General features: G+C 62.8%; 21 protein-coding genes. 11 read left to right on the forward strand and 10 right to left on the reverse strand.

Annotation, left to right across the window (positions count from 1 at the left end; translation table 11 throughout):
• Positions 1-182: 182 nt before the first annotated feature.
• From NKJ12_RS20335 to NKJ12_RS20345, 3 genes are read left to right on the forward strand one after another with little or no spacing between them, the layout of a single operon-like run.
• Complete coding sequence (locus tag NKJ12_RS20335) at positions 183-2,330, forward strand: TonB-dependent hemoglobin/transferrin/lactoferrin family receptor (RefSeq protein ID WP_352704620.1); 2,148 nt, start codon at positions 183-185, stop codon at positions 2,328-2,330.
• 5 nt (positions 2,331-2,335) lie between these two features.
• Positions 2,336-2,767, forward strand: a complete 432-nt coding sequence (locus NKJ12_RS20340; RefSeq protein ID WP_352704622.1) for a hypothetical protein — start codon at positions 2,336-2,338, stop codon at positions 2,765-2,767.
• Positions 2,768-2,815: 48 nt separating this feature from the next.
• Positions 2,816-4,093 carry a TonB family protein gene (locus tag NKJ12_RS20345; protein ID WP_352704624.1) on the forward strand — a complete coding sequence of 426 codons (1,278 nt, stop codon included), beginning with the start codon at positions 2,816-2,818 and terminating at the stop codon, positions 4,091-4,093.
• A 69-nt stretch (positions 4,094-4,162) separates the two neighbouring features.
• Here NKJ12_RS20345 and putA read toward each other — a convergent pair whose 3' ends face one another.
• Entirely contained in the window at positions 4,163-7,774 is a 3,612-nt protein-coding gene (putA, locus tag NKJ12_RS20350) for a bifunctional proline dehydrogenase/L-glutamate gamma-semialdehyde dehydrogenase PutA (protein ID WP_352704626.1), read from the reverse strand.
• Between the two features lie 162 nt (positions 7,775-7,936).
• On the opposite strand from putA, the gene NKJ12_RS20355 reads away from it, so the two are divergent.
• Entirely contained in the window at positions 7,937-8,389 is a 453-nt protein-coding gene (locus tag NKJ12_RS20355) for an Lrp/AsnC family transcriptional regulator (protein ID WP_023676441.1), read from the forward strand.
• 201 nt (positions 8,390-8,590) lie between these two features.
• Here the strand turns inward: NKJ12_RS20355 and NKJ12_RS20360 are convergent, their stop codons facing one another.
• Both NKJ12_RS20360 and NKJ12_RS20365 read right to left on the reverse strand, forming a co-directional pair.
• Positions 8,591-9,790, reverse strand: coding sequence for a cytochrome-c peroxidase (locus NKJ12_RS20360; RefSeq protein WP_352704628.1), 1,200 nt, complete (start codon positions 9,788-9,790; stop codon positions 8,591-8,593).
• A gap of 7 nt (positions 9,791-9,797) precedes the next feature.
• Positions 9,798-10,244: a FixH family protein gene (locus tag NKJ12_RS20365; protein ID WP_352704658.1), complete on the reverse strand. Its 447-nt coding sequence runs from the start codon at positions 10,242-10,244 to the stop codon at positions 9,798-9,800.
• Between the two features lie 157 nt (positions 10,245-10,401).
• Here NKJ12_RS20365 and NKJ12_RS20370 point away from each other — a divergent pair, with 157 nt between their 5' ends.
• Positions 10,402-11,331, forward strand: coding sequence for a sugar kinase (locus NKJ12_RS20370; protein WP_352704630.1), 930 nt, complete (start codon positions 10,402-10,404; stop codon positions 11,329-11,331).
• Here the strand turns inward: NKJ12_RS20370 and NKJ12_RS20375 are convergent.
• From NKJ12_RS20375 to NKJ12_RS20385, 3 genes are all read right to left on the reverse strand, one after another.
• The gene (locus NKJ12_RS20375; RefSeq protein ID WP_352704632.1) at positions 11,324-12,325 is read right to left on the reverse strand and encodes an NADP-dependent oxidoreductase; all 1,002 of its coding nucleotides are present in this window, start codon (positions 12,323-12,325) and stop codon (positions 11,324-11,326) included. The two genes, NKJ12_RS20370 and NKJ12_RS20375, sit on opposite strands and share 8 nt — an antisense overlap.
• A 5-nt stretch (positions 12,326-12,330) precedes the next feature.
• Positions 12,331-13,278, reverse strand: coding sequence for an alpha/beta fold hydrolase (locus NKJ12_RS20380; protein ID WP_352451957.1), 948 nt, complete (start codon positions 13,276-13,278; stop codon positions 12,331-12,333).
• A gap of 86 nt (positions 13,279-13,364) precedes the next feature.
• Positions 13,365-14,180 (reverse strand): oxidoreductase, encoded by an 816-nt coding sequence (locus NKJ12_RS20385; RefSeq protein ID WP_352470337.1) that lies wholly within the window; start codon positions 14,178-14,180, stop codon positions 13,365-13,367.
• Positions 14,181-14,286: 106 nt separating this feature from the next.
• Between NKJ12_RS20385 and NKJ12_RS20390 the strand changes: the two genes are divergently transcribed.
• Positions 14,287-14,871, forward strand: a complete 585-nt coding sequence (locus NKJ12_RS20390; protein WP_352704634.1) for a TetR/AcrR family transcriptional regulator — start codon at positions 14,287-14,289, stop codon at positions 14,869-14,871.
• A 12-nt stretch (positions 14,872-14,883) separates the two neighbouring features.
• Here NKJ12_RS20390 and NKJ12_RS20395 read toward each other — a convergent pair whose 3' ends face one another.
• Positions 14,884-16,047, reverse strand: coding sequence for a LacI family DNA-binding transcriptional regulator (locus tag NKJ12_RS20395; protein WP_352704636.1), 1,164 nt, complete (start codon positions 16,045-16,047; stop codon positions 14,884-14,886).
• A 33-nt stretch (positions 16,048-16,080) separates the two neighbouring features.
• On the opposite strand from NKJ12_RS20395, the gene NKJ12_RS20400 reads away from it, so the two are divergent.
• From NKJ12_RS20400 to NKJ12_RS20420, 5 genes are all read left to right on the forward strand, one after another.
• The gene (locus NKJ12_RS20400; protein WP_352704638.1) at positions 16,081-17,121 is read left to right on the forward strand and encodes an ABC transporter substrate-binding protein; all 1,041 of its coding nucleotides are present in this window, start codon (positions 16,081-16,083) and stop codon (positions 17,119-17,121) included.
• Positions 17,122-17,248: 127 nt separating this feature from the next.
• Positions 17,249-18,286 (forward strand): ABC transporter ATP-binding protein, encoded by a 1,038-nt coding sequence (locus tag NKJ12_RS20405; RefSeq protein ID WP_352704640.1) that lies wholly within the window; start codon positions 17,249-17,251, stop codon positions 18,284-18,286.
• The gene (locus tag NKJ12_RS20410) at positions 18,283-19,170 is read left to right on the forward strand and encodes an ABC transporter permease (protein ID WP_254818216.1); all 888 of its coding nucleotides are present in this window, start codon (positions 18,283-18,285) and stop codon (positions 19,168-19,170) included. The genes NKJ12_RS20405 and NKJ12_RS20410 overlap by 4 nt, the downstream gene beginning before the upstream one ends.
• Positions 19,163-19,954 carry an ABC transporter permease gene (locus NKJ12_RS20415; RefSeq protein WP_352704642.1) on the forward strand — a complete coding sequence of 264 codons (792 nt, stop codon included), beginning with the start codon at positions 19,163-19,165 and terminating at the stop codon, positions 19,952-19,954. The genes NKJ12_RS20410 and NKJ12_RS20415 overlap by 8 nt, the downstream gene beginning before the upstream one ends.
• Before the next feature lie 14 nt (positions 19,955-19,968).
• Complete coding sequence (locus tag NKJ12_RS20420; RefSeq protein ID WP_352704644.1) at positions 19,969-20,889, forward strand: phosphorylase family protein; 921 nt, start codon at positions 19,969-19,971, stop codon at positions 20,887-20,889.
• 128 nt (positions 20,890-21,017) lie between these two features.
• Here NKJ12_RS20420 and NKJ12_RS20425 read toward each other — a convergent pair whose 3' ends face one another.
• From NKJ12_RS20425 to NKJ12_RS20435, 3 genes are all read right to left on the reverse strand, one after another.
• Complete coding sequence (locus NKJ12_RS20425) at positions 21,018-21,290, reverse strand: colicin immunity domain-containing protein (protein WP_352704646.1); 273 nt, start codon at positions 21,288-21,290, stop codon at positions 21,018-21,020.
• Complete coding sequence (locus tag NKJ12_RS20430; protein ID WP_352704648.1) at positions 21,287-21,544, reverse strand: colicin D domain-containing protein; 258 nt, start codon at positions 21,542-21,544, stop codon at positions 21,287-21,289. Before NKJ12_RS20430 ends, NKJ12_RS20425 begins: the two co-directional genes overlap by 4 nt.
• Positions 21,545-21,772: 228 nt before the next feature.
• Complete coding sequence (locus tag NKJ12_RS20435) at positions 21,773-22,798, reverse strand: aldose epimerase family protein (protein WP_254818213.1); 1,026 nt, start codon at positions 22,796-22,798, stop codon at positions 21,773-21,775.
• Between the last annotated feature and the right edge of the window lie 165 nt (positions 22,799-22,963).

Consider the following 22,963-nt stretch of genomic DNA (forward strand, 5'->3'; position numbering starts at 1 on the left):
AGTAAATAGTCAACATTTAAGGCGCCGGACGCGATGAAAAATGCCAGCGAGCCCCAAGCCAGCCAGCATCGAACATGGATTCTTGGAGTTGCAGCATGGGGTTGGCGAATTGGGGACGGCCGGCGGGCAGCGGCCTGGCACACTGGTCGACGGCAAGAAAAATGGGTTCTATGGCAAGCAAAATGGCCGCGTTGCTGGCCGGCGCGGCGGCGATCCCGCTGCTCGCCACACCGGCCGGCGCCCAGCAGGCCGCCCAACCGGCAACCGGCCAGCAACGGACTGACCCGTCACAACAGCCCGAACAGGCAAAGCCGGCTCCGACGGGTACCACGCTGCTCGACAAGATCCTGATCCTCAGCCGCACCGGCGAGACGGCGATCGAATCGCTTGCGTCAGCCAGCCATGTCGACGAGGAACAGCTCGAGCGCCGCATGGCGACGACGCCCAACGAAATGCTGTTCGGTGTGCCGGGTGTCGCCGTCCAGGCCGACGCAAGGCGTGTCAGCTCCAGCATCAACATCCGCGGCCTGCAGGATTTCGGCCGCGTCTCCGTCATCGTCGACGGCGCCCGTCAGAATTTCCAGCGCTCGGATCATGGCACGCAATCGACCTTCTACATCGATCCCGAATTAATCAAATCCGTTGACGTGATCCGCGGCCCGGTCGCCAACACCTATGGCTCCGGGGCGATCGGCGGCGTCGTTTTTTTTGACACCAAGGATGCGCAGGATTTCCTCAGGTCGGACGAGACCTGGGCAGCAGCAGCGACCGGGCGCTACGAAACCAACGGCGAAGGCTGGACCACCAGCGCCAGCGGTGCCTATCGGATCAACGAGAATTGGGACGTGCTCGGCAACATCGTCTACCGCGATTATGACGACTACAGGCATGGCGGCGGCGACACTGTAGCGGGCACCGGCTTCGATGTCTTGAGCGGGCTGCTCAAGACGACCATCCGCCCCAGCGACAACAGCGAGCTGAAGCTCGGCTGGATCGGCTCGAACGACCGATGGACCGAAACCAGCGGCAGTGCGCCGGTGAACGACGCCGACCTGAAGGCGAATACCTTCACGGCCCGCTACAACATCACCGACGAAGACAAGAGCTGGCTCGATCTCCACATCAACGCGTCTTACAACAAGACCAAGCTCGATCTGACGACCCTTGTGGCGCAAAACCGGTTTGATCCGGTCACCGGTCTGCCCGTGGTTTTGCCGGCGGGTTCGAAATCGACGTTCGACATCGGCACCTCCGGCATCGACATTTGGAACACGTCGAGATTCGAGACCGTTGGAATCGCGCATGAGCTGACCTATGGCGGCGACTGGGTCGGCGACGATGTCGAGACAGGCGGCACGGCCGGCGGCGACAGCTTCTATACGCCCTCGGGCAACAGGAACGTCTCCGGCGCTTACGTTCAGGACAAGCTCATCTGGCACTGGCTCGAGGTCATCGCCGGGCTGCGTTACGACAGCTACAAGCTCGACAGCGATGTCGGCGAAACTTCTGGCGACCGGCTGTCGCCACGCATCACAGTGGGCATTTCGCCCTTCGAGAGCGCCAGCCTTTCCGGGCTGCAATTTTACGGCACCTACGCTGAAGGCTATCGTTCTCCGTCGCTGTCGGAGACCCTGATCAGCGGTAACCATCCAGCCGGCGTCAGCTTCCCGTTCCTCCCCAATCCCAATCTCAAGCCCGAAACCGGCAAGACGGTGGAGTTTGGCGTCAATTACAGCACCAACGGCGTCATTGAGGCCGACGACGCGCTGCGGCTGAAGGCGGCCTATTTCAACAACAACGTCGACGACTACATCGACGGCGTGACGTTGTCGCCGTTCGACCCGACCAGCGGCTGCCCGTTCGGTCCGGGCATACCGATCTGCTTCCAGTATCAGAATTTCGCCAATGCCAAGATTCACGGCTTCGAGATGGAGGGCGTCTATGATGCCGCCTGGGGCTTTGCCGGGCTGTCGGCGTCGGTCACCGACGGCCACACCATCTCCTATGAAGGCGAACGGGCGGACCTTGTCACCGTCCCCTCCTCACAGATCACTGGGCAACTCGGCTTTCGCTTCCTCGAGGACAGGCTGACCATCGGCGGCGAGGTGCAATACAACGGCAAGCCGCAGGGCAACCCGGTGGCCAGGGACTACACGCTGGTCAATGCCTTCGCCAGCTACCAGGCGACCGACAATTTCAAGGTCGATTTCCGCGCCGACAATCTGTTCGACGTCAAATACGCCAACCCGCTGAACGCATCGACGACGAGCGTCGTCTACGAGCCCGGCGTCACCCTGAAGCTGGCGGCGACGATGAGGTTTGGAGGCTGACGACAATGACAGGCATGACGGCATCCCTTCGTCTGTTCGCCGCGGTGCTGGCAATATTGCTTGCGGCGGTTCCGGCATGGACACAGCAGCAAGCACCGGCGCTGATCCTCGAGCTCAATGGCGCGCAGCCTTCCGACAAGGGCTGCCGCCTGACCTTCGTGGTCACCAACAACCTCGGCGCCGACCTTTCCAAGGCGGCGTTCGAGATCGCGCTGTTCAACGAGGCCGGCGTCGTCGACCGGCTGACCGTGCTCGACTTCAAGGAACTACCGGCAGGCAAGACCAAGGTGACGCGTTTCGATCTTGCCGGCACGGATTGCGGCAAGGTCAGCCGCGTGTTGATCAACAGCGCCACGGAATGCGCCGGCGCCGAGCCGAATGCCTGCATGCGCGGGCTGAAGACGCAGACCAGGACCGGCATCGCCTTCGGGGTCTGAATTTTGGGACCGGAACCCGCATTCGCACGAAACCCCGTCGCGTGGCCATTGGCCGGTTTCCTGGCGCCGGAACCGGACGATCCGGATTTCGCCATCCCGCGCGGGGCGCTGCTTGTTTCGCCGCGCGACAGGCCGGAAGACAGTTACATCGCCGATGCCGACGGCGACTTGACTGCGGTACCTGTGGAGCCATTGCGGCAGGCACGACAGACGCGGCGGCGCCGCAACTGGACGGTCGCGATCGCCTGCTCTTGCGCATTCCACGTAGCCGTGGCGCTGGCCTTTCTCACGCTGCCGGACGACCGGCCAAGGATCGAAGGTGCCGACCAGCAAGGCGAAATGCTGCTCGGCGCCGACCCGCGCCAGGCGGCCGGCGATGTCGGAGACGATCCGGAAGTGGCCAACGTGACGATGGTGACCATGCTGGACGCCAAGCCCGTCGAAACGGTCGAGGCGCAGGCGGCCGCGGCAGAGGAGACGCTCCAGCCGGTCACTGACGCGGCCGAAGCATCGGGAACAGAAGTGGTCGAGCCGGTCAGCGAGGCCGCCACGGAAACTGCTGCGCCTGCCGATCGCACCGAACCAGCACCTGCGCAGCCGGCGCGCCAGGACCCATCGCCCGACCTTCTTGCGACCGACAGGCTGGTGCCTGCCGACGACAATGCCGTGCCGCCGCCAGTCAGCGCGGCCGAAACGGCCGAGCCTGCCGAGACAAGCGCACCGGCACCAGCCGATCCGAAGCCAGCCGAAACAGCTCAGACGACCGAGACAGTCGGCGCGGCGGAAGAACCGAAGCCGGACAGGCCGGAGCCCAAGCAGCCGAAGAAGGCAACCGCAAAGAACAAGCCGGCCAGGAAGGCCGAACCAAACGAGCCTGAAAAGCCGGCCCTGCGCAAGAAGGCGGGCAAGGCTGCGGCCAAAGCCGACACCAAGAAGAAAAAAGCCGGCTCCGGCGGCCGTGACGAAACGGATGTCGCGCGCGGCATGGCCGACGCCAGGAAGGACGGCAAGATCCTGACCGCCAGCAGGGGCGGCAAATCAGGCATCGGCAATGCAGCCGTCACGAACTATCCCGGCAAGATCAGGTCAAAACTGGTGCGGGCCTTCAATTCGACACGCACGCGCGCCACCGGCACAGCTACGGTTGCCTTTACCGTCGGCTCGAACGGCAGCGTCCGGTCGGCCAGGCTGACGGGCAGTTCGGGTGTTGCCGCGCTGGACAAGGCCGCACTCGACGCAGTCCGCCGGGCTTCTCCCTTTCCCCCTATTCCAGACGGAGCCGGTCGCTCGACCTGGCAGTTCGAAGTGCCGCTCGGCATCAGGTAACGATCATCTCCATGCAGGCACCAAAGTCGGCGCCGCCCTGCCCGCGATGAGCGAGCCCTAGCGAAACCCTCAGGCCGCGGCCAGCAGGCTGGCATTGCCGCCCGCCGCCGTGGTGTCGACGCAGACGGCGCGCTCGTGGGCGTAGGCGGCCGGATAATAGACTTCGCTGATCAGCGGCACGATCGGGCCGGCGCGCTCGGCGATGACCTTGCGCACGATGCGCGCGGCCTCGGGCGTGCCGGAAAAGGCGACGACATCGACCCGCAGCGAGCGCGCTTCGACCGGGTCCGGCCGGCCGTCGATCGCCGCCAGCGGCAGGCCCTTGCCGGTCAGCGCTGATAGCGCCGCCGGCGCGCCGGGTGCGACGGCGAGCACCGCATTGCCGGCGGCCAGCGCCTGGATCGTCTGCGCAAGCAGCGTATCCGCGTCGGGACCCAGACACAGCACGCGCCCGCGCGGCGACAGCGACAGCGTGTTGGCCTCGCCGGTCGGCCCGGGCAGGTCGACCTGGCCGAAATCGATGCCGGCGGTAGTGCCGATAGCCGCGGCACCCTTGCCGCGCAGATGTTTCCTCAGGATGGCGACGCGATCCGGCCGCGTCGACCAGCCGCCAAAGGCCGGGTCCGGCAGATTGTCGGCGAGCTCGGTCGCCGTCACCTTGCGGCCTTCGGCAAGATGGGTGCCGGCTTCCGGCCCCTTGCGGAAGCGCCGGAGATAATGTGGCCCGCCGGCCTTCGGCCCGGTGCCGGAAAGGCCCTCGCCGCCGAACGGCTGCGCGCCGACGACGGCGCCGATCTGGTTGCGGTTGACGTAGATGTTGCCGGCATGGATGCCATCGACGAAATGCTGGGCGCGGCCTTCGATGCGGGTGTGCAGGCCAAAGGTCAGGCCATAGCCTTTGCGGTTGATCGCAGCGATCACCGCATCGATCTCGTCGGCATCGAAGGTGGCGACATGCAGCACCGGCCCGAACACCTCGCGCTCCAACTCCTCGATGCCCTTGACCCGAAAGACGTGCGGCGCAACGAAGCGGCCGTCCTTCGGCGCTTCGAGCTTGGCGATCAGCCGGCCCTGCAGGCCCATTTTGGTGCAATAGTCACGGATCGACGCTTGCGCCTCGTCATCGATGACCGGGCCGACATCGGTCGAGATCCGCCACGGGTCGCCGAGGCTGAGCGCTTCCATCGCGCCTTTCAGCATCTCAAGCATCTTCTTCTCGACGTCCTTCTGCACGTAGAGAATGCGCAATGCCGAGCAGCGCTGGCCGGCACTCTGGAAGGCGGAGGCGAGGATGTCGCGCACCGCCTGTTCGGGAAGTGCCGTGGAATCGACGATCATGGCGTTCAGGCCGCCGGTCTCGGCGATCAGCATGGCGTCGGGCGCGGCGGTGTCGGCGAGCTGCTTTTCGATCAGCTTGGCGACCTCGGTCGAGCCGGTGAAGCAGACGCCGGCAATGCGCGGATCGGCGGTCAGCGGGCCGCCGACCGTGGGGCCGTCGCCGGGCAGAAGCTGGATGATGTCTTCCGGCACGCCGGCCTCGCGCAGCAGCTGGACAGCACGGAAAGCGATCAGCGGCGTCTGTTCGGCCGGCTTGGCGATCACCGAATTACCGGTGACGAGTGCCGCCGCGATCTGCCCGGTGAAGATGGCGAGCGGAAAATTCCACGGCGAGATGCAGGCGATGGTGCCGCGCGCCTCGGTGCCCGCTTCGGCATTGGCCGCCTCGGCAGCATAGTAGCGCAGGAAATCGACGGCCTCGCGCACCTCGGCAACGCCGTCGGCGAGCGACTTGCCGGCCTCGCGGGCGGCGAGCGCAAAGAACTCGACGGCGTTCGCCTCGTAGAGATCGGCCGCCCGGTTGAGGATGGCAGCGCGTACGGCGACCGGGCGTCTTGCCCATGCCGGTTGTGCCTCGACGGCGATGCGCACGGCGGTCTCGACCTGCTTGGCGCCGGCCTCGCTGACCGTGCCGACCACTTCCGAAGGTTTCGCAGGATTGACCACCGGACGCTGCTTGCCATAGCCGGCAGCGCGGCTGACCGGCTTGGCGTGCCAGCGCTCCGGCCCGGCGAACTCGGCCCTCGCCTGGTCGATCGCCGCCAGCGTCAGCGTGTCGGTGATATCGAAACCCTTGGAGTTTCGCCGGCCGGGACCGAAGATCGCCGACGGCGGCACGATCGCCGGATTGGCGGCGGGGCCTTGTTTCTCCATCGTGTCGATCGGGTCGCGGGCAATGTCCTCGGGCTCGACTTCCTCGTCGGTGAGCTGGTGGACAAAGGAGGAATTGGCGCCGTTCTCCAGCAGCCGGCGGACCAGATAGGCGAGCAGGTCGGAATGCGCGCCGACCGGCGCATAGATGCGGCAGCGCGTGCCTTCGGCCCGCCGCACCGTCTCATGCAGCGCCTCGCCCATGCCGTGCAGCCGCTGGAACTCGAATGTATCGCGGTCCGTCGTCATCGACAGGATGGCGGCGACGGTGTGGGCGTTGTGGGTGGCGAATTGCGGGTAGATGCGGTCTGTCATCGACAAAAGCTTCTTGGCGCAGGCCAGGTAGGAGATGTCGGTGTTGGCTTTGCGGGTAAAAACCGGATAGCCGTCGAGCCCGAGCGTCTGAGCCCGCTTGATCTCGGTATCCCAATAAGCGCCCTTGACCAGCCGCACCATGATGGTGCGATCGTATTTCTTCGCCAGCGCATAGAGCCAGTCGATGGTGAAGGCCGCGCGCGGACCGTAGGCCTGGACGACGACGCCAAAGCCGTTCCAGCCGGCAAGCTCCGGCTCGGCCAGTACCCGTTCGATGACGTCGAGCGACAGGTCGAGGCGGTCGGCCTCCTCGGCGTCGATGTTGAGGCCCATGCGCGAATGGCGCGCCGCCAGCGCCAGCGACAGCAGCCGCTCGGCCATGACGGGCAGCATCTTTTCCTTCTGCGTCACTTCATAGCGCGGATGCAGCGCCGACAGTTTTACCGAAATGCCGTGGTTCTGGCGGATGTCGGGGCCGTTGGCGCCGGCATCGAGCGAAGAGATGGCATCGGCATATGCCTTGAGGTAGCGCAGCGCGTCGGCCTCGGTGCGGGCCGCCTCGCCCAGCATGTCGAAAGAATAGAGATAGCCCTTCTGCGTCATCGGCCGGCCGCGCCTGACCGCCTCGGCAATGGTGCGGCCGAGCACGAACTGCTCGCCCATCTCGCGCATGGCCGCCGCAACCGCCTTGCGGATGACCGGCTCGCCGAGCCGGCGCACCATGGCACGCAGCGTGCCTTCGATGCCGCCCTCGCCTTCGTCGAGCACCCGGCCTGTCAGCATTAGCGCCCAGGTCGACGCATTGATGAAGATCGAGCTCGAGCCGCCCGCATGCGCCGACCAGTCGTGCGGCGCGATCTTATCGGCGATAAGGTCGTCCATTGTCTCGGTGTCGGGCACCCGCAGCAGCGCTTCGGCCAGGCACATCAACGCCACGCCCTCCTTGGTCGAGAGGCCGTAGGCGGACAGGAAGACTTCCATCAGCCGCGGATCGGACGAGCCGCGCACTGCCCGCACCAGATCGGCGGCGCGGGCCGAGATCGCCTTTCGGTCTTTCCCCGAAAGCGCCGTCGCCTCGGCCAGCCGCTTCACAGCCTCGTCTTCGTCAGGCAGGTAATTGGCACGGATCTGCTGGCGGATGGTGTCGAGCGCTGGCATGGCGGTCCTGTAGAGCGAGCATAAGGGAGCGGGCCGGCGGTCACCGGACCGAACGGCGCAAGCTAACATAAGTAGGGATTGCAGTCGGTCCAAAGAAGTCGACAGAACAGATCGATCGATCTATCATTAGGACTGATCACCTCCAATTCGACCAGGAATCCAGTGACCGAAGACCAATTGGACCGGATCGACAGGAACATCCTGTCGGCTCTGGGCAGCAATGGCCGGCTTTCCATGTCGGAACTGGCGGCGAAAGTCGGCCTGTCGAAGACGCCGGTGCAGGCACGAGTCAAACGGCTGGAGAAGGACGGCTTCATCAGGGGCTACCAGGCGATCATCGACCGTGAGCGCATGGGCGAAGGCCATGTCGCCTTCGTCCAGGTGAAACTGTCCGACACCCGCTCGGCCGCGCTCGACGCCTTCAACCGCGCCGTGCAGGCGGTGCCGGAGATCGAGCAGTGCCACATGATGGCATCGAGCTTCGACTATCTGCTGAAGGTCCGCACCACCGACATCGCCGCCTACCGCCGCGTGCTTGGCGAGCGCATCTCCGCCCTGCCGCACGTAGCCCAGACCTCGACGTTTGTCGCGATGGAGACGGTGAAGGATCGGTAGGAAACGCCGGCGGGACAGCGCCCCCCTCTGTCCTGCCGGACATCTCCCCCTCCAGGGGGGAGATCGGTTGTCACTGCCGCTTTCGCCAATCTCTAAACGTCGCAGGAGTGAACGGCGCGCCGAAGCTGCCAATCTCCCCACTAGAGGGGGAGATGTCCGGCAGGACAGAGGGGGGCGCGAAGGATCGCTACCCCGCCGCCTTCACTCCGCCAGCGTCTTCAGAAATGCCACGAGCGCCGTGCGCTCGCGGTCCGAAAGCTGCAGCGAGTGGACCTCCGACACACCCTCGACACTTGCCGGCGCCTTCGAATAATGCGCCACCACCTCGTCCAGCGAGGAAAACTGCCCGGCATGCATGTAGGGCGGACGGGTGGCGGCACCGCGCAGCGACGGCGTCTTGTAGGCGCGGACGAGTTCCGGCCCGGTCTTGACCATGAAGCGCAACTCGCGGCAGGCGCTGGCATCGCCGTCGCGAAAGGCGCCGAAACAGTTGAACGGATCGGCCTCGACCTGCGCCACCGCCTCGACGCGGCCGCGATCCGGCGGCAGGCCCGCGACCGGCGGCACGCCGGTGTTGTGGAAGCTGCCGTCGGTAAAACGCGGGCCGTTGTGGCAGGTCACGCAATTGGCCTTGCCGATGAACAATTTCAGGCCGAGGATTTCCTCCGGCGAAAAGGCGGCGTCGCCTTTCGGCTCGGCGCCCGCAGCCAGGTCGATGGCAAAGCGGTCGAAGCGTGTCTGCGGCGGCGCGATCGAGCGCTCGAAGGCGGCGATCGCCTTGCCGATGTTGGCAAAGACGCGGTTGACCTCCTCGGCTTGGCTGGCGGGCATGGCGTTCCAGGCCGCCTTCTCGGCATCGGTGCCGAGCGGGCCGGCATTGGCCGGCACGCCCGAAAGGTCCGGCAGCGGCCCGAAGATGCGCTCGTAGCGCTCGCCGAAGCGGGCCTTGATGTAATGCGCGAAGGCGGCGCGGCTGCCGGCCTGCTCCAGCGGATTTTCGAGCGGTGTCAGCGCTTGCGCCCACAGGCTGTCGCGCCGCCCGTCCCAGAAGAACCAGGGATCATGCGCGACGCCGGCCAGCGGCATGGTACGACGGTTGGTGCGGCCGACGCCGACCGCTTGCGGCAGGTCGTCCTGGAACTGCCGGTCGATCTTGTGGCAGGTCGAGCACGATACCGTGCCGTCGCCGCTCATCCCGGTGTCGAAAAACAGCGTCGAGCCGAGTGCCGCGGCGGCCGGCACATCGGCGAAGCGATTGGTGGTATCGGGCTTCAGCGGCGGCAGCTTGGACAGGGCCAGCGAGGCGATGGTCTGCTTTTCGGCATCGGAAAACTCCGGTCTGCCGCAGCCGGCAAGCACGGCCACCACCAGCAACGCGAGAAGACTGGGAAACCGGCTCATCAGTGGCTCACAGCACCACATTGAAGACGACAGTGTCCGAACCGGCCGCAGCGGAAATGGCAAAATGCAATTGCCACCACCCGCTCATCGTGAATTTGACCCCGTCGATGCGATAGCACCCCGCGCCGAGGTAATCGGTCGCCTGCGGGCTGGTCGGCAGACCGTGCTTGTGCTGCGGCATCCCGCCGGAAATCGTTATCGCAGCACCTTCCACCGGCGCACCCTCGACGGTTTTGAGCGTGAGCAGCCAGGATTCCAGTTCGCCCTGCCGGATGACGCCTTTCTCGGGCTCGAAAGTCGCCGCGAACAGCTTGTTCGCCGTCGTCTTGGAACGGCCGACGTCCGAGCTTGGTTGCGGTGCATGCGGCGCCGTCAGATAGACGATTGCCAGCACGCCGGCGAGCAAGGCAGTCAAGCCGAGGCCTCCAAGAAGATAACGCCATAACGATGCCAAACCCATTCCTGTTCTGCGGATAACGTTTCGCTGGGCAGATCGCGTCCCACGCCCCTGTGGGAAATCGCGCCCAGTGCAAGAATCCGCCGTCGCCAAGCATGGCGCTGCCGGCAGCAAAAAGCTACAGCACCGCAATTGCAGGATGGAGGAGTGCTTCATGGCAGGAATCGGCATCGCCTCGATCGGCGAGTGCATGCTCGAGCTTTCGGGCCAGGCCGGGCCGAACTGGCGCATGGGCTTTGCCGGCGACACGTTCAACACTTTGTGGGCGCTGCATGCTTTGAGCGGCGAGCGGCCGGCGACCTATGTGTCGGCCTTCGGCGACGACCCGTTCTCACGCGACCAGATCAAGTTCCTGGCCGAGAACGGCATCGGCATCGGCGCCAGCCCGGTGATAGCGGGCGCCCGCCCCGGCCTCTATGCGATCACGCTGACCGGCGCCGAACGTTCTTTTACCTATTGGCGGGCCGATGCGGCCGCAAGGCAGTTGGCTTCGGACCCAGCCGCATTGCAGAAAAGCCTTGAAAACCAAGCGCTTGTCTATTTTTCCGGTATAACTTTGGCAATCCTCGACGAGGCTCCACGCAAGGTACTGCTGACGGCCGTGGCCAAGGCGCGCGCGGCCGGCTCGCTGATTGCCTTCGACCCCAATTACCGGCCGAGGCTGTGGCGCCAAAGCGAGGAAGCGCAGGCCGCGATCCTCGAGGCGCTCGCCGTCGCCGACATCGCGCTACCGACCTTTCCCGACGAGCAGATGCTGTTTGGTGATACGACACCGCAGGAAACAGCTGAACGGCTGCGAAAGCTGGTCGGCGAAGTCGTCGTCAAGAACGGCGAGGAACCGGCGCTGATCGCGCAAAACGGAACCTCGCAATCGGTGCCGGCGGTACACGTCGCCACCCCGGTCGACACCACCGGCGCCGGCGACTCCTTCAACGGCGCCTACCTCGCCGCTCGCCTTGCCAGCCATGCCCCGGCAGAGGCGGTGCTGCGCGCCCATCGCGTCGCCGCCGCCGTCGTGCAGGTGCGCGGCGCCCTGGCGCCGTTCGAGACGCTCAAGGCTGCGTTCGAGGCAACTGCTATCTGACCTTGATGACGACCTTGCCCTTGGCGCGTCCTGTTTCGACATAGGCCAGGGCGTCATTGGTCGCCTCGAATGGAAAGACCCGATCCACAACCGGGCGGATCGCGCCGGCTTCGATGAGAGCGGTGATTTTGCTCAGCTGATCGCCCTGCGCCCACATGAAAAGGAACGAAAACTGCACACCACGGCGCTTGGCTTTGGCCCGAATTCCGCGACTCAGGAAGCGCAGCACCAGCCTCAGCATCAAGTTCAGTCCCTTTTCCCTGGCAAATTCGGCATCCAGTGGACCGGAGATGGAGATGAGCTTGCCACCCGGTTTCAGCACGCTCAGGGATTCTTCCAGTGTCTTGGCGTCCTGGCTGTTCAAGACGACATCGTAGCCCGACAGAACTTTCTCGAAGTCGTCTTTCCTGTAGTCGACGACGACATCGGCGCCGAGACTTTTGACCAGATCGGCACTCGCCGCGCTCGCGGTTGTCGCAACGGTCGCGCCGAGGTGCTTGGCCAACTGAATAGCAAATGTCCCGACGCCGCCGGAACCAGCCTGAATGAAGACCTTCTGCCCCTTCTTCAGGTTTGCCCGTTCGATGAGCGTCTGCCAGGCGGTGAGACCGACCAGGGGAATCGACGCCGCCTCTTCCATACTGAGATTCTCGGGCTTCAAGGCTACGTCGGCCTCATTCACGGCAATGAATTCGGCGAATGTCCCAATCCGGCCGTCGCGCGGCCGCGCATAGACCTCGTCGCCGGCCTTGAACTTGCTGACTTTCGATCCCACGCGGATAACCTTCCCAGCCACGTCGTGGCCCAGGATGAAGGGCCGGCGATAGGGCAGGATGAGCTTGAATTCTCCGGTTTTGACCTTGGAATCGAGCAGGTTCACCCCTGCGGCATGGACCTCGACCAAGACATCGCTGTCCTGGAGCTCCGGCTCCGGCATTTCGGCCAGCCGCAGGGTGCCCTTTTCATTATACTTATCGACAACGAATGCCTTCATGGCAGTTACTTTCTAAGAATGTCTGTTGCTGTTCGGGACGAAACAAGCCGAACGTTTTCAGCTGCATGGCCGCCCTGCGGCAAGGCCTCAGCCTCGAGGAAGGACAGCGCCTTCGGGACAAAATCGGCGTAGTTCTGAAATACCCCGCCATGCCCGGCATCCGGGTAGATGACCAGATGCGCCCCAGGGATACGCCCGGCGAGATCGTAGGTATTGCTGCTCGGCACCATCCTGTCCTGGTCGCCATTCGCAACCAAAGTGGGAATGCGGATGGTGCTCAGGTCTTGTGGCGCCTGGAGTCCGTAGGCCTTGATCGCCTTGAGTTGCGCGCCGAACGCGCTCAGCGATATCGCCTTGTCCCGGTTGTTCCGGCGCTCCTTCAGCCGTTCCAGAAATGCGTTTGCGGCGCGGCGCCCATTCGGCGTTCTTGTGAAGAAGAGATAGTACTTCGGATCCCGAAAAGTCAGCGCGCCCTTGATCATGTCCACGATCGTCAGCGGCGTCACCTTGTCGATGCCTTGCCCACCGGCCGGCCCCGTGCCAGCCAGGATGAGTTTGCGCACAAGCTTGGGCTCGGTCAGCACAATCTCTTGCGCCACGAAGCCGCCGAGTGAAAAGCCGAAGAGATCGACTTCTTCGAACCCCAGCGCCCGGACAAAGGCGATTGCATCCCGCGCCATGCCGGAAATGGTCGACGGAGTTTTGCCACCCGAAGCACCGATGCCGCGATTGTCGAAGGCAATTACCCGCCGGGTCGCAGCGAGGCCATCGACGATGCGCGGATCAAAATTGTCCAGCTGAGCAGCCAGATGGTTGAGCAGGATCACTGGCACGCCCGTCCTGGGCCCGAGTTCCCTGTACGCAAAAGCTATGCCGCCGACATCGACGGAGCGCGTTGGCGCGTCATGGAACAACGCCGGTGAACGCGGCGACCGATTGGATCTATGTGTCATGCTTGGCGCCTCCGTTTCGTAGGGCCTGGCCAAATGTGTCGTAGTTGCTAGTCGCATGTGCGTGAAATCCTCTGGCTCGCCGTTGTTCAGACCGGCAGTCGGAACTGCTTGCGCAGGCTCTTGTCGAAAATCCCCGCGGGGGCAAAGCGGCGCAGCAGGCTGACCTGGCGCGCTGCGTTGCCAGCGGTATAGCGCCGTCGCGGGCGGGCATCGGTCGCTGCCTTGACAACCACATCCGCCACCACTTCCGGCCGATCGGCTTTGGGCATCACATCGCCCAGCAGCGCCTTGAGCCCGGCTCGAGCCCGATCGTATTCCTTCAACAGCGAATCCGGCTCGATGCCGTTCTGGTCGAAGACGGTGCGAACGAATGCCGGCTCGATGACGGAAACGCGGACGTTGAAGGCGCGCACCTCGTGGTCGAGCGATTCCGAATAGCCTTCGAGCGCGTGCTTGACCGCCGAGTAATGAGCTGAGTATGGCGCGGGTACCAGTCCCAGAATGGAGCCGATATTGATGATGCGCCCTTCGCCGCGCCGCCGCATCGACGGCAACACCGCATTGGTCATTCGCATGACGCCGAACAGATTGACGTCGAACAGGGCTTGTACCTGTGCGACCGAGGATTCCTCGGCGCCTCCTAGCAGACCGACACCGGCATTGTTGACCAGGAGGTCGATCCGGCCGGTCTGCGCGAGCACGTTGGCAACGAGCGCATTGACGGCCGCATCATCGGTCACGTCGCATGCCAGCATGGTCACTCCGCCCGGACCATTACTGGTCTTGCGGCGACTTGTCCCGAAGACAGTGAAACCCGCCCGCGCCAAGGCCTCGGCGCTGGCGCGGCCGATGCCCGAGGAGGCCCCGGTCACGATTGCGGTCTTTTCAGAATTCCCATTCATTTTGATGTTCCAGGTTCGAGAGGTCTAGCTTATTTCCACGAATTGAATTATGGTCGTAATATCAGATTATGAGCATAATGCAATAGCAGGACAGGAAAGAAAGACCATGCGCTACGAAAAGGGCCGAAAAGACGCGTCACGCAGCCGGATCATGGAGGTCGCCGCCGAACGTTTTCGATCTGACGGCATCGCGGCGTCCGGGCTGGCGACCATCATGAGCGACGCCGGGCTGACGAACGGCGCCTTCTATCCGCACTTCCAGTCCAAGGCGGAGCTCGTCCGTGAAAGCGTGGCGGCGGCCTTGGACGCGCAGTCGCATGAAGTGCAGGAAGCATTGGCCGCCGGCGGCCCGGAAATGGCCATAGAGGCATATCTGTCGGCCGAGCACCGGGACAATCCCGGAAAGGGCTGCGCTTCGGCGGCGCTGTTGCCGGAAATAGCGCGGCAGCCGCCTGAAACGCGAGCCCTCTACGCCGAGCGCGTTCAATCCCTGGTGCGCCAGATCGCCGAAGCTCTGCCGCCGACCAATGATCCAGAGGGCGCTGCGTTGGGCATGTTTGCAACGCTCGTCGGCACGCTTCAACTCGCGCGCGCCGTGGAAGGGACGGAATTGTCGGATCGTATCCTTGCGGCGGGAGCAATTGCCGCAAAGGCGCTGATCCGGCCGGTTCAAGACGAGGTGGCCTCCTGAGGGCCGCCCGGACTATTCGGCCGGCTCGAATCTGCCTTGCACCAAGACTGTCTCCACCGGCCCAAGCGGATTGATGATCCGGCTCTCCAGGACTTCGATAAGTTTGCGTCCAACACCCGCCATATCCACGGAATGAACTCCGATCTTTGCGGGCAGGAAGCGTGCCAGCCGCGTGCTGTCGCGGGTGACGATGTGGACGTCACGGCCTGCTGCAAGACCCCGCTTGCCGAGAGCGTGCAACGCTCCCAGAAGGCCCAGTTCGTTGGCGCACGCCAAGCCCGTTGGCGGATCCGATGACGCCAGCAAGCGATCGAACCAGCCGGCGCTCGATTCCATGGTGAACATGCCATGACCGATCAGCGACTGGTCGATCGGAATACCGGCCTCGGCCATTGCCCTTCCATACCCGGAAAGACGCATGGCACTCGCCTGGTCCTCCGGAACGAGAAGTTGCAGCGCAATGCGTCGACAGCCCTTATCGATGAGCCGCCGGGTCGCCTCGTAGGCAATCTGTTCATTGTCGACATCGACATAGGGATAGGCCATATCCAGGTCGGTTCTTCCAAACGCGACGAATGGCATGCGTTGATCCAGCAGCAGCCTGACGCGCGGATCAGCCGACACCAGGCGTGTGATGATCAGGCCGTCTGCGCTGCGCGCCTGAAGCTGCCGCTGCACACTCTCAACGGGATCGTCGTCGGGAGTGGTGGAATAGATGGACAGACTATAGCCGGCTTGCCGCGCCGCCAGCGTCATGCCTTCGATCAAAGGAAGCTTCAACAGATCGGACAGATGGTCTCGTGTCTCCATCGGGAGTACCGCCGTCAGCGTCTGCGTTCGACCGGTTTTGAGCGCGCGACCATGATGATTTGGTAAATAGCCGACCCGCTTAGCCGCCTCCTTGACGCGGGCTATGGTCGAGGGCTGCACTTCCGGTCCATCCTTCAGAGCGCGGGACACCGTGGTCACCGAGAGGGAAAGTTCCGCGGCGATCTGCTTTAGATTGGCCATTGTTCGCCCGACTTCATTTGCGAAAGCGCCGGCTGATTTGCTGACCGCCTTAGCGTTACCGAATTCGACATCCCGGTCAATCCGAACTCCCATAGGAAGCAGCTTGACTCTAGCGTATCCAGATGCAATCGTAACGTTACGATTACAAAATAGTGGCTCGTTCAAGCAATATTCCATAAAAGTTGGGGAGGAGAACCTATGTCCTGGCTGCGCATTTCCTTAACAGCATTCGCAATCTCGGCTGCCCTGCCCGTGCATGCGCAGACGGTCACCATCACGACCGCGGGCGGTGACTATGGCAACGCCATCAAGGAGGCCATGTGGGGCCCGGCTGCAAAAGAGCTTGGCTATGATGTCCGCGAGGAGACGCAGAGCGACGGCCTGGCCGCCCTGAAGATGCAGGTTACCTCGGGTGCAGTCACGACCGATATCGTCCACCTGGGTTCGCCGGAAGGGGCGCAGGCTGCCGCGCAATCGCTGCTGGAGCCGCTCGACTACAAGATCATCAATCCGAAATCCGTGCCTGAGGGTGCAAAGTCCGACTACTGCTATCCGTTCGATTCCTATGGCACCGTCATGTCGTGGAACACCAAGACCTATGGCCAGAACCCGCCGAAGACGTGGGCGGAGTTCTGGGATGTTGCCAAATTTTCTGGCCGTCGCGCGTTGCGGGCCAATGCGCAAGACTCGATCGAGATCGCGCTTCTCTCCGATGGCGTAGCACCGTCGGACGTCTATTCCGTGCTCAGCACGCCGGAAGGGCTAGAGCGCGCCATCAAGCGGCTTGAAGCGATTAAACCAAACGTCGCCGTGTGGTGGACCTCGGGCGCCCAGTCCGCACAGTTGCTGAAAGACGGTGAGGCGGATTTGGTCATTACCTGGAACGGACGCGCCCAAACCGTGAAAGCAGATGGCGGCGCGGCTGACTACACGTTCAAGGGTTCGGTCATCGGCACGGACTGTCTTGGGGTGCCGAAGGGAGCGCCGAACAAGGAAGCCGCGATGAAGCTCATTGCAGCGATGACGCAGCCCGCGCGGGTTGCCAAGCTGACCGATTTCATTGCCTATGGCCCAGTCAATCCTGCGGCATATGAGGGTGGACTTATTCCCGAGGACCGTCTGAAGACACTTGCGACCGCGCCTGAAAATGCTGGCACTTCGGTGTTTTCCAATTCAGAATGGTGGGTCAAGAATGGCGAGGCTGCCCAACGAGCCTTCGATGAAATGATGGCTCGCTGACTCTCAGCTCTGACGCATGTCGCGCAAAAATGTGCAGCGCGCGACAACGACATGCATGAAAACAAGAACCTGAAGCGCGTCGCGTGAAGCCGGTCGAACGCGACGCGCTTCAAGGCTGGAGCACATGATGAAGTCGCTCGCGATCACCATCGAAAGCGTGCACAAGGCTTATGGGTCCTACGTCGCACTGGATGATGTTTCGCTCGACATTCAGGCTGGCGAATTCCTCACGCTGCTAGGGCCATCGGGATCGGGCAAGACCACGTTACTCATGGCTCTGGCCGGTTTTGTCCGGCCGGATTCCGGTAAACTTTTCCTGGGCGATCGAGACATCACCCGCCTGCCGCCCAACAAACGAGACATCGGCATAGTATTCCAGAATTACGCCTTGTTTCCCCACATGAACGTCCTGGCGAACGTCGCGTATCCGCTGGTGCTGCGCAAGGTACCGAGAGCGGAGGCGCGTCAGCGGGCGCTTGATACCTTGGCCCGCGTGAAGCTGGATGGCCTGGCGGAGCGCAATATTGCCGCACTATCCGGCGGCCAACGTCAACGGGTGGCATTGGCGCGGGCTATCGTCTTCGAACCGCGCATGATGTTGATGGACGAGCCGCTGTCGGCGCTCGACAAGAACCTGCGCGAGACCATGCAGTATGAGATCCGGCGTCTGCATGATCATCTACGGATCACCACAATCTATGTGACCCACGACCAGCGTGAAGCGCTGATTATGTCTGACCGGATTGCGGTGATGAATTCTGGCCGCATCCAGCAGATAGATACGCCGCAGCGGATTTATGATCGTCCATCGACCCGCTTCGTCGCGGAGTTCATGGGCGAGGCCAACATTGTGGCCCCGGGCTCGGCGCGCAGAATCGACGGCGCCGAAACGTCACGCGAAACGCTGATGATCCGCGCCGAAAGCTTCCATCTTGATGCGAAGCTCGTCGGGGGAGACGGAGTGGCTCTCGAAGGAATACTGCGCACGAAAGCGTTCCGCGGCGAGAACTGGCTTTTGACGCTGGCGCTTGACGGTGGGCAAGAGGTTCTTGTCTGCATTCCGGCAGCGCTGGCCGGCGGCTGCGCCGAACTTGCCGCCGGTCAGCGGATAACCGCATATGCACCAGCAGCGAAGGTTCACGCGATACCGGGAGCGATGGCGTGACCGTCGTCCGGGATCCGGCGCTCGCAGCGGATGCACGGCGCGAGCGGCGGTTTTTTCTTTCGCTTTCGCTCCCGGCGCTGTTCATCGTTGGGCTGGCGGCGATACTGCCCATCCTTTGGATCATCCGGCAATCGTTCCTGACCACCGGAGGTGAGTACACCGTCGGCAATTACCAGAAGGTCCTTTCGAGCGGACTGACATGGTCGGCGCTCGTCACGACCCTCGAACTGTCCTTGGGTACGCTAGCGGCCTGCATTCTCCTCGGCACCCCTCTGGCGCTCGCTCTGGCCAGCGTCAGACCAAGGTTGGCCAACGTGCTCATGGCGTTCGTCATGCTGCCGCTGTGGACCTCCATTCTGGTGCGTACCTATGGTTGGCTCGTGCTTTTGCGGCGCGACGGCCTGATCAACGCGGCGTTGACCGGTTCAGGCCTGACGGCGGAGCCATTGCCGCTGGTCTACAACTTCACGGGAACGCTCATCGGCATGGTGCACTACATGCTGCCACTCTTTCTGCTGCCTGTTTATGCTGCGATGCGCGATATCGACCCAAATCTCATTCGCGCGGCAGCGAGCATGGGAGCCACTCTCAGGCAGGTCATCCGCACCGTCATTATGCCGCTTTCGGCGGGCGGCATCTTCTCGGGTTCGATCATCGTCCTCATCTACGCCATAGGTTTTTTCATCACGCCGGCGGTGCTTGGCGGCGGCAAGGTAAATCCGCTCTCTACCCGGATCGAGCGTACATTATCGACCTTTCAGGACTGGGGATCGGCGAGCGTCCTGGGCATTCTGCTCCTCGTTCTCATGGCGCTGATCGGTGTGATGTTGCTGGCGGCACGCCGGCTGGTGGCCCAGAACACCGTGGAAGCCTCCCATGCTTGAAGCCTATCCGCAAAACAGGCTCGCCCGCATTTTGCTCTGGAGCTTTGCCGCTCTTGTCATGGCATTTCTGATGCTGCCGACGCTCGTGGTGGTGCCGCTTTCCTTTTCGGCATCGAATCTCCTCGAGTTTCCGCCGCACGCCTACTCGTTGCGCTGGTACGAGAACTTCTTCGGCTCGGCAACGTGGATGGCCGCGCTGAGGACGAGTTTGATCCTTGGGACGTTGACGGCGTTGATCGCGGTGCCTTTCGCGCTGCTCGCCTGCATTTCAATGAACCGGCTGGGCGGAAAGACCGCTGCGGCCATCCAGAGCGTCCTGCTGACCCCCTCGATCACCCCAGGTATCCTGCTTGCGATCGGTCTCTTCTTTGTGTTGGCCGCACAACATCTGATCGGAACGCTGTTGGGTGTGCTGGTCGGACATGTGGTGCTGGCCGTTCCGGTCGCCTGCATTGTGTTGCTACCCGCTCTCGCCCGCTTTGACTGGAACCAGGTTCAGGCGGCGCGCAGCCTCGGTGCAAACTGGGCCAGAGCCATTGGCGGAATAGTCGTTCCGCAACTTCGGATCAGCTTGCTGTCGGGGACATTGATGGCGTTCCTGACTTCGCTCGACGAGTCTGTGATTTCGATCTTCATCGCAAGCGGTCGCAACAGCACGATGCCGAAGCTTATGTTCCTGTCGCTGCGCGATCAGATCGATCCGACCATTGCGGCGATCTCGACATTGTGGACCGTCGTCGTCGTGGCCGTGGTCCTGATTGTGACCCTTCGCCAAAAATCCTGACCGAGACTGGAAACATGCCCGCCAATTACCATGCAGCCGACGATCTGACGGATCATTCGACGGACATCCCTCAGGTAGGGTTGGCCATCATCACCGGGTCGGCAAACTGGGGGCTTGCCTTCCCGGAAGATGTCGAATTCGATGGTGTGCGCACCTTGCGGCGCGACATGAGTTTTGAAACACCTTTCGGTCGCACCGACAACTGGAAGCTGCTCGAGTTCGATGCGTTGATCACAGCGGAAGGGAGAGCAAAACGCGCGCTGTGCATGTATTCGCACGGCAATCCCCGCGACCGTATCGACCATTCCTGCCACCGCCGCGCGTTCTGGGTATTGATGCGGGCGGGTGTACGGCAAGTTCTCGCCTGCTCGACGGTTGGCGCCGTCAACAAGGCGATCCAGCCGGGCGACATGGTGGTGACCGCCGACATCATCGAACTGACGCAGACCCCGTTTTCACTGTTGCCTGACCGCCAGAGCTTTGACTGTTCGGGCAAGCAAATCGTGTGTCCAAGATGTGCGGCGGTTCTGGTCGAAACGGCCCGCCGTCATTGGCCAGCCGAATGCCGCGTTTATGGCATCGAACAGCAGTTGGTGGCTGCCCACTGTTATGGGCCCCGGCTGACAACGCCAGCCGAAGCCTTGGCGTATCGGGGCATGGGGGCGGATGTACTCAACCATTCCATCGCCCCTGAGGCGACCTTGTCGCGCGAGATCGGCGCGTGTTTCGTGCCTTGCGCGTTCGTGACGGCGGGCTTCAACGACTATATGGATCGCAATCGCCAGAAATTGCTGCAGGAGGACGTGCTGCCCAATCTCTCAATGACAGCCTCGCGGGTCGCGCTGGAGACCGCCGCGCGACTTCCTGCTGATCCGGCATGCTCCTGTCAGGGCTTGAAGTCGCCTCAGCCGAACGAACGCTCCAGCCGGTTCTGAGATACCCGCCAGATGGCTGAAGCTCTGCCGCAGACTAGGGATCTCGAGAGTTGTGTGCGTCAAGCTCTGCAAAAATGGCGTTGCATTCAGCGATGACGTTGGCGTGTCCGCCGGGCAGCCGGTAAGCCTCATGGGAGCCGGTCTAGGGCCTCCGCAACTTTTACTCTCAGTTGTGCGTCGTCAAGATAAAATCTAGGATTCTCTCTAATCAAGCTGATATCGGAAGTGTATGCGTCAATGTCAGCAAAGATCTCATCGATCACCTTAAAGTCCTGCTCTGGGATGGCTCGCGTCTCATCCTTAAATTTCTTTAAGTAAATTTCTACCAACTTAGGAGCATCTATTTCCCCTGCGAGAAAGGTTTCAACCAACGCACGGTATTCGCCAGATACGCTGCTCATAGTTCGCCTCCCAGTTTGCCGGTCGTCAAGACATATTCTAACTGCTTGGGACTGAGCTTCCATCCCGACAGGAGATTTCCTGAACTATCGCGAATGACACTCAAGCCGGTTTGCGGGTCGACGAAGTGCGTTACTGATTGCCCTTGGTAAGTTCCTTGGATGGCCTGCGTCATCTCGGCCTCCAAAGCCTCCTGCACCACAATCTGCAAGACCTTGCGAAAGCCGTCCTCATCCGACGACAGCAACGCTTTCAACTCGCCCTCTGCTCAGTCTAATTTCTCGATTGGTCATGGCACTCCCCTTCCATGGGAATCGGTGGTCGAAGCGTCACCAGCGTGCCATGGCAGCCCCTTGCCTCAGGCCAAGAGCTGTTCTCTCTCCAGAGCTTTTGCAGAACCTTCAGGACACTATCATCCCGAAGGCGCTGCGCTGGGCATGTTCGCGACGCTCGAGTCGTACGCTTCGGCAGCGGCACTCCTGCCCTAAGGCAGCCTGAACCGGTATTCCGTCACGTGATGGTAGATCTGCCCGGGCCACAGCGTGGCTTGCGGGAAATACGGCCGGTTCGGCGCATCCGGCCAGATTTGCGGCTCCAGGCAGAAGCCCGAAAAGGCCTTGTATTGACGCCCACCCAATCCAGGCGAAGACGGCGCCAGATACTGGCCGGTATAGAGCTGGACGCCCGGCTCCGTGGTCCAGAGCTCCATCTCAACGCCGGAATTCGCGCCCTGCGCCCATGATGCCTGTTTCAGCGGCCCGCGCGTCGAGGCGAGGCAGAAATTCTGGTCATAGGGGAGTTGTTCGCCCTCGGTCTCCATGCGCAGCGGCCGCGCCTGGCGAAAGTCGAAAGGCGTGCCGTCGACCGGCTTGACCGTGCCTGTCGGGATCAGATCGGCGTCGACAGGAAGATAAGCGCCGGCATTCAGCATCAGCCGGTGGTCGAGAATGTCGCCGGCGCCGCCGTCATCCAGGTTGAAATAGGAATGCTGGGTGAGGTTGCAGAGCGTCGGCTCCTCGCAGGTGGCGGTCAGTTCGACGCTGAGCGTGCCGGGGATCTTCAGCCGGTAGGTGCAGGTCACGTCGAGCGCGCCGGGAAAGCCCATCGTGCCGTCGGGGTCGTGCAGGGTCAGCGTGACAAAATCCCTGCCATGCAGCGAAACCGCCCAGGCCCGGCGCGAAAAACCTTGCGAACCGCCATGCAGCGTGTGCTTTTCGAGGAAATTGCGCTCGGTCTGATAGCGTTTGCCGGCAAGCGTGAAGCGGCCGTCGCGGATACGGTTGGCATAGCGCCCGACGACGGTGCCGAAGAAGGCGGTGTCAGTCTCATAGTGCTCGAAACGATCATAGCCGAGCACCAGCGGCGCGTCGTGCCCGGCCAGACGCAGATCCTGGATGATCGCACCCAGCCCGATGATGTTGGCGGTGAGGCCGCCACCACGGATGGTGAAGCGGCGGACGGCCTCGCCCGCCTGCGTCGTGCCGAAAACCTCGCCGTCCTTCATTGCCATGCTCGCAAGTTCGCTGCTCGATGCCAGCCTGGCCTTTCGAAGCGGCCCAGGGTCGTTTTCGGTATTACCGCATCAGGCTTCTAGAGACCAAGTCCGCCGATGCAGACATATTTGGTGTCGAGATAATCCTCGATGCCCTGATGGCCGCCTTCCTTGCCGAGGCCC

The sequence above is a fragment of the Mesorhizobium sp. M0195 genome, assembly GCF_040322115.1.
In the GTDB taxonomy this organism is placed as follows: Bacteria; Pseudomonadota; Alphaproteobacteria; order Rhizobiales; family Rhizobiaceae; genus Mesorhizobium.

Excerpts from the sequence above, each read along its gene's own strand:
- NKJ12_RS20335 (WP_352704620.1), top strand. The coding sequence starts at position 183 with ATGGCCGCGTTGCTGGCCGGCGCGGCGGCGATCCCGCTGCTCGCCACA.
- NKJ12_RS20340 (WP_352704622.1), top strand. The coding sequence starts at position 2,336 with ATGACAGGCATGACGGCATCCCTTCGTCTGTTCGCCGCGGTGCTGGCA.
- putA (WP_352704626.1), bottom strand. The coding sequence starts at position 7,774 with ATGCCAGCGCTCGACACCATCCGCCAGCAGATCCGTGCCAATTACCTG.
- NKJ12_RS20360 (WP_352704628.1), bottom strand. The coding sequence starts at position 9,790 with ATGAGCCGGTTTCCCAGTCTTCTCGCGTTGCTGGTGGTGGCCGTGCTT.
- NKJ12_RS20370 (WP_352704630.1), top strand. The coding sequence starts at position 10,402 with ATGGCAGGAATCGGCATCGCCTCGATCGGCGAGTGCATGCTCGAGCTT.
- NKJ12_RS20375 (WP_352704632.1), bottom strand. The coding sequence starts at position 12,325 with ATGAAGGCATTCGTTGTCGATAAGTATAATGAAAAGGGCACCCTGCGG.
- NKJ12_RS20380 (WP_352451957.1), bottom strand. The coding sequence starts at position 13,278 with ATGACACATAGATCCAATCGGTCGCCGCGTTCACCGGCGTTGTTCCAT.
- NKJ12_RS20385 (WP_352470337.1), bottom strand. The coding sequence starts at position 14,180 with ATGAATGGGAATTCTGAAAAGACCGCAATCGTGACCGGGGCCTCCTCG.
- NKJ12_RS20390 (WP_352704634.1), top strand. The coding sequence starts at position 14,287 with ATGCGCTACGAAAAGGGCCGAAAAGACGCGTCACGCAGCCGGATCATG.
- NKJ12_RS20400 (WP_352704638.1), top strand. The coding sequence starts at position 16,081 with ATGTCCTGGCTGCGCATTTCCTTAACAGCATTCGCAATCTCGGCTGCC.
- NKJ12_RS20405 (WP_352704640.1), top strand. The coding sequence starts at position 17,249 with ATGAAGTCGCTCGCGATCACCATCGAAAGCGTGCACAAGGCTTATGGG.
- NKJ12_RS20415 (WP_352704642.1), top strand. The coding sequence starts at position 19,163 with ATGCTTGAAGCCTATCCGCAAAACAGGCTCGCCCGCATTTTGCTCTGG.
- NKJ12_RS20420 (WP_352704644.1), top strand. The coding sequence starts at position 19,969 with ATGCCCGCCAATTACCATGCAGCCGACGATCTGACGGATCATTCGACG.
- NKJ12_RS20425 (WP_352704646.1), bottom strand. The coding sequence starts at position 21,290 with ATGAGCAGCGTATCTGGCGAATACCGTGCGTTGGTTGAAACCTTTCTC.
- NKJ12_RS20435 (WP_254818213.1), bottom strand. The coding sequence starts at position 22,798 with ATGGCAATGAAGGACGGCGAGGTTTTCGGCACGACGCAGGCGGGCGAG.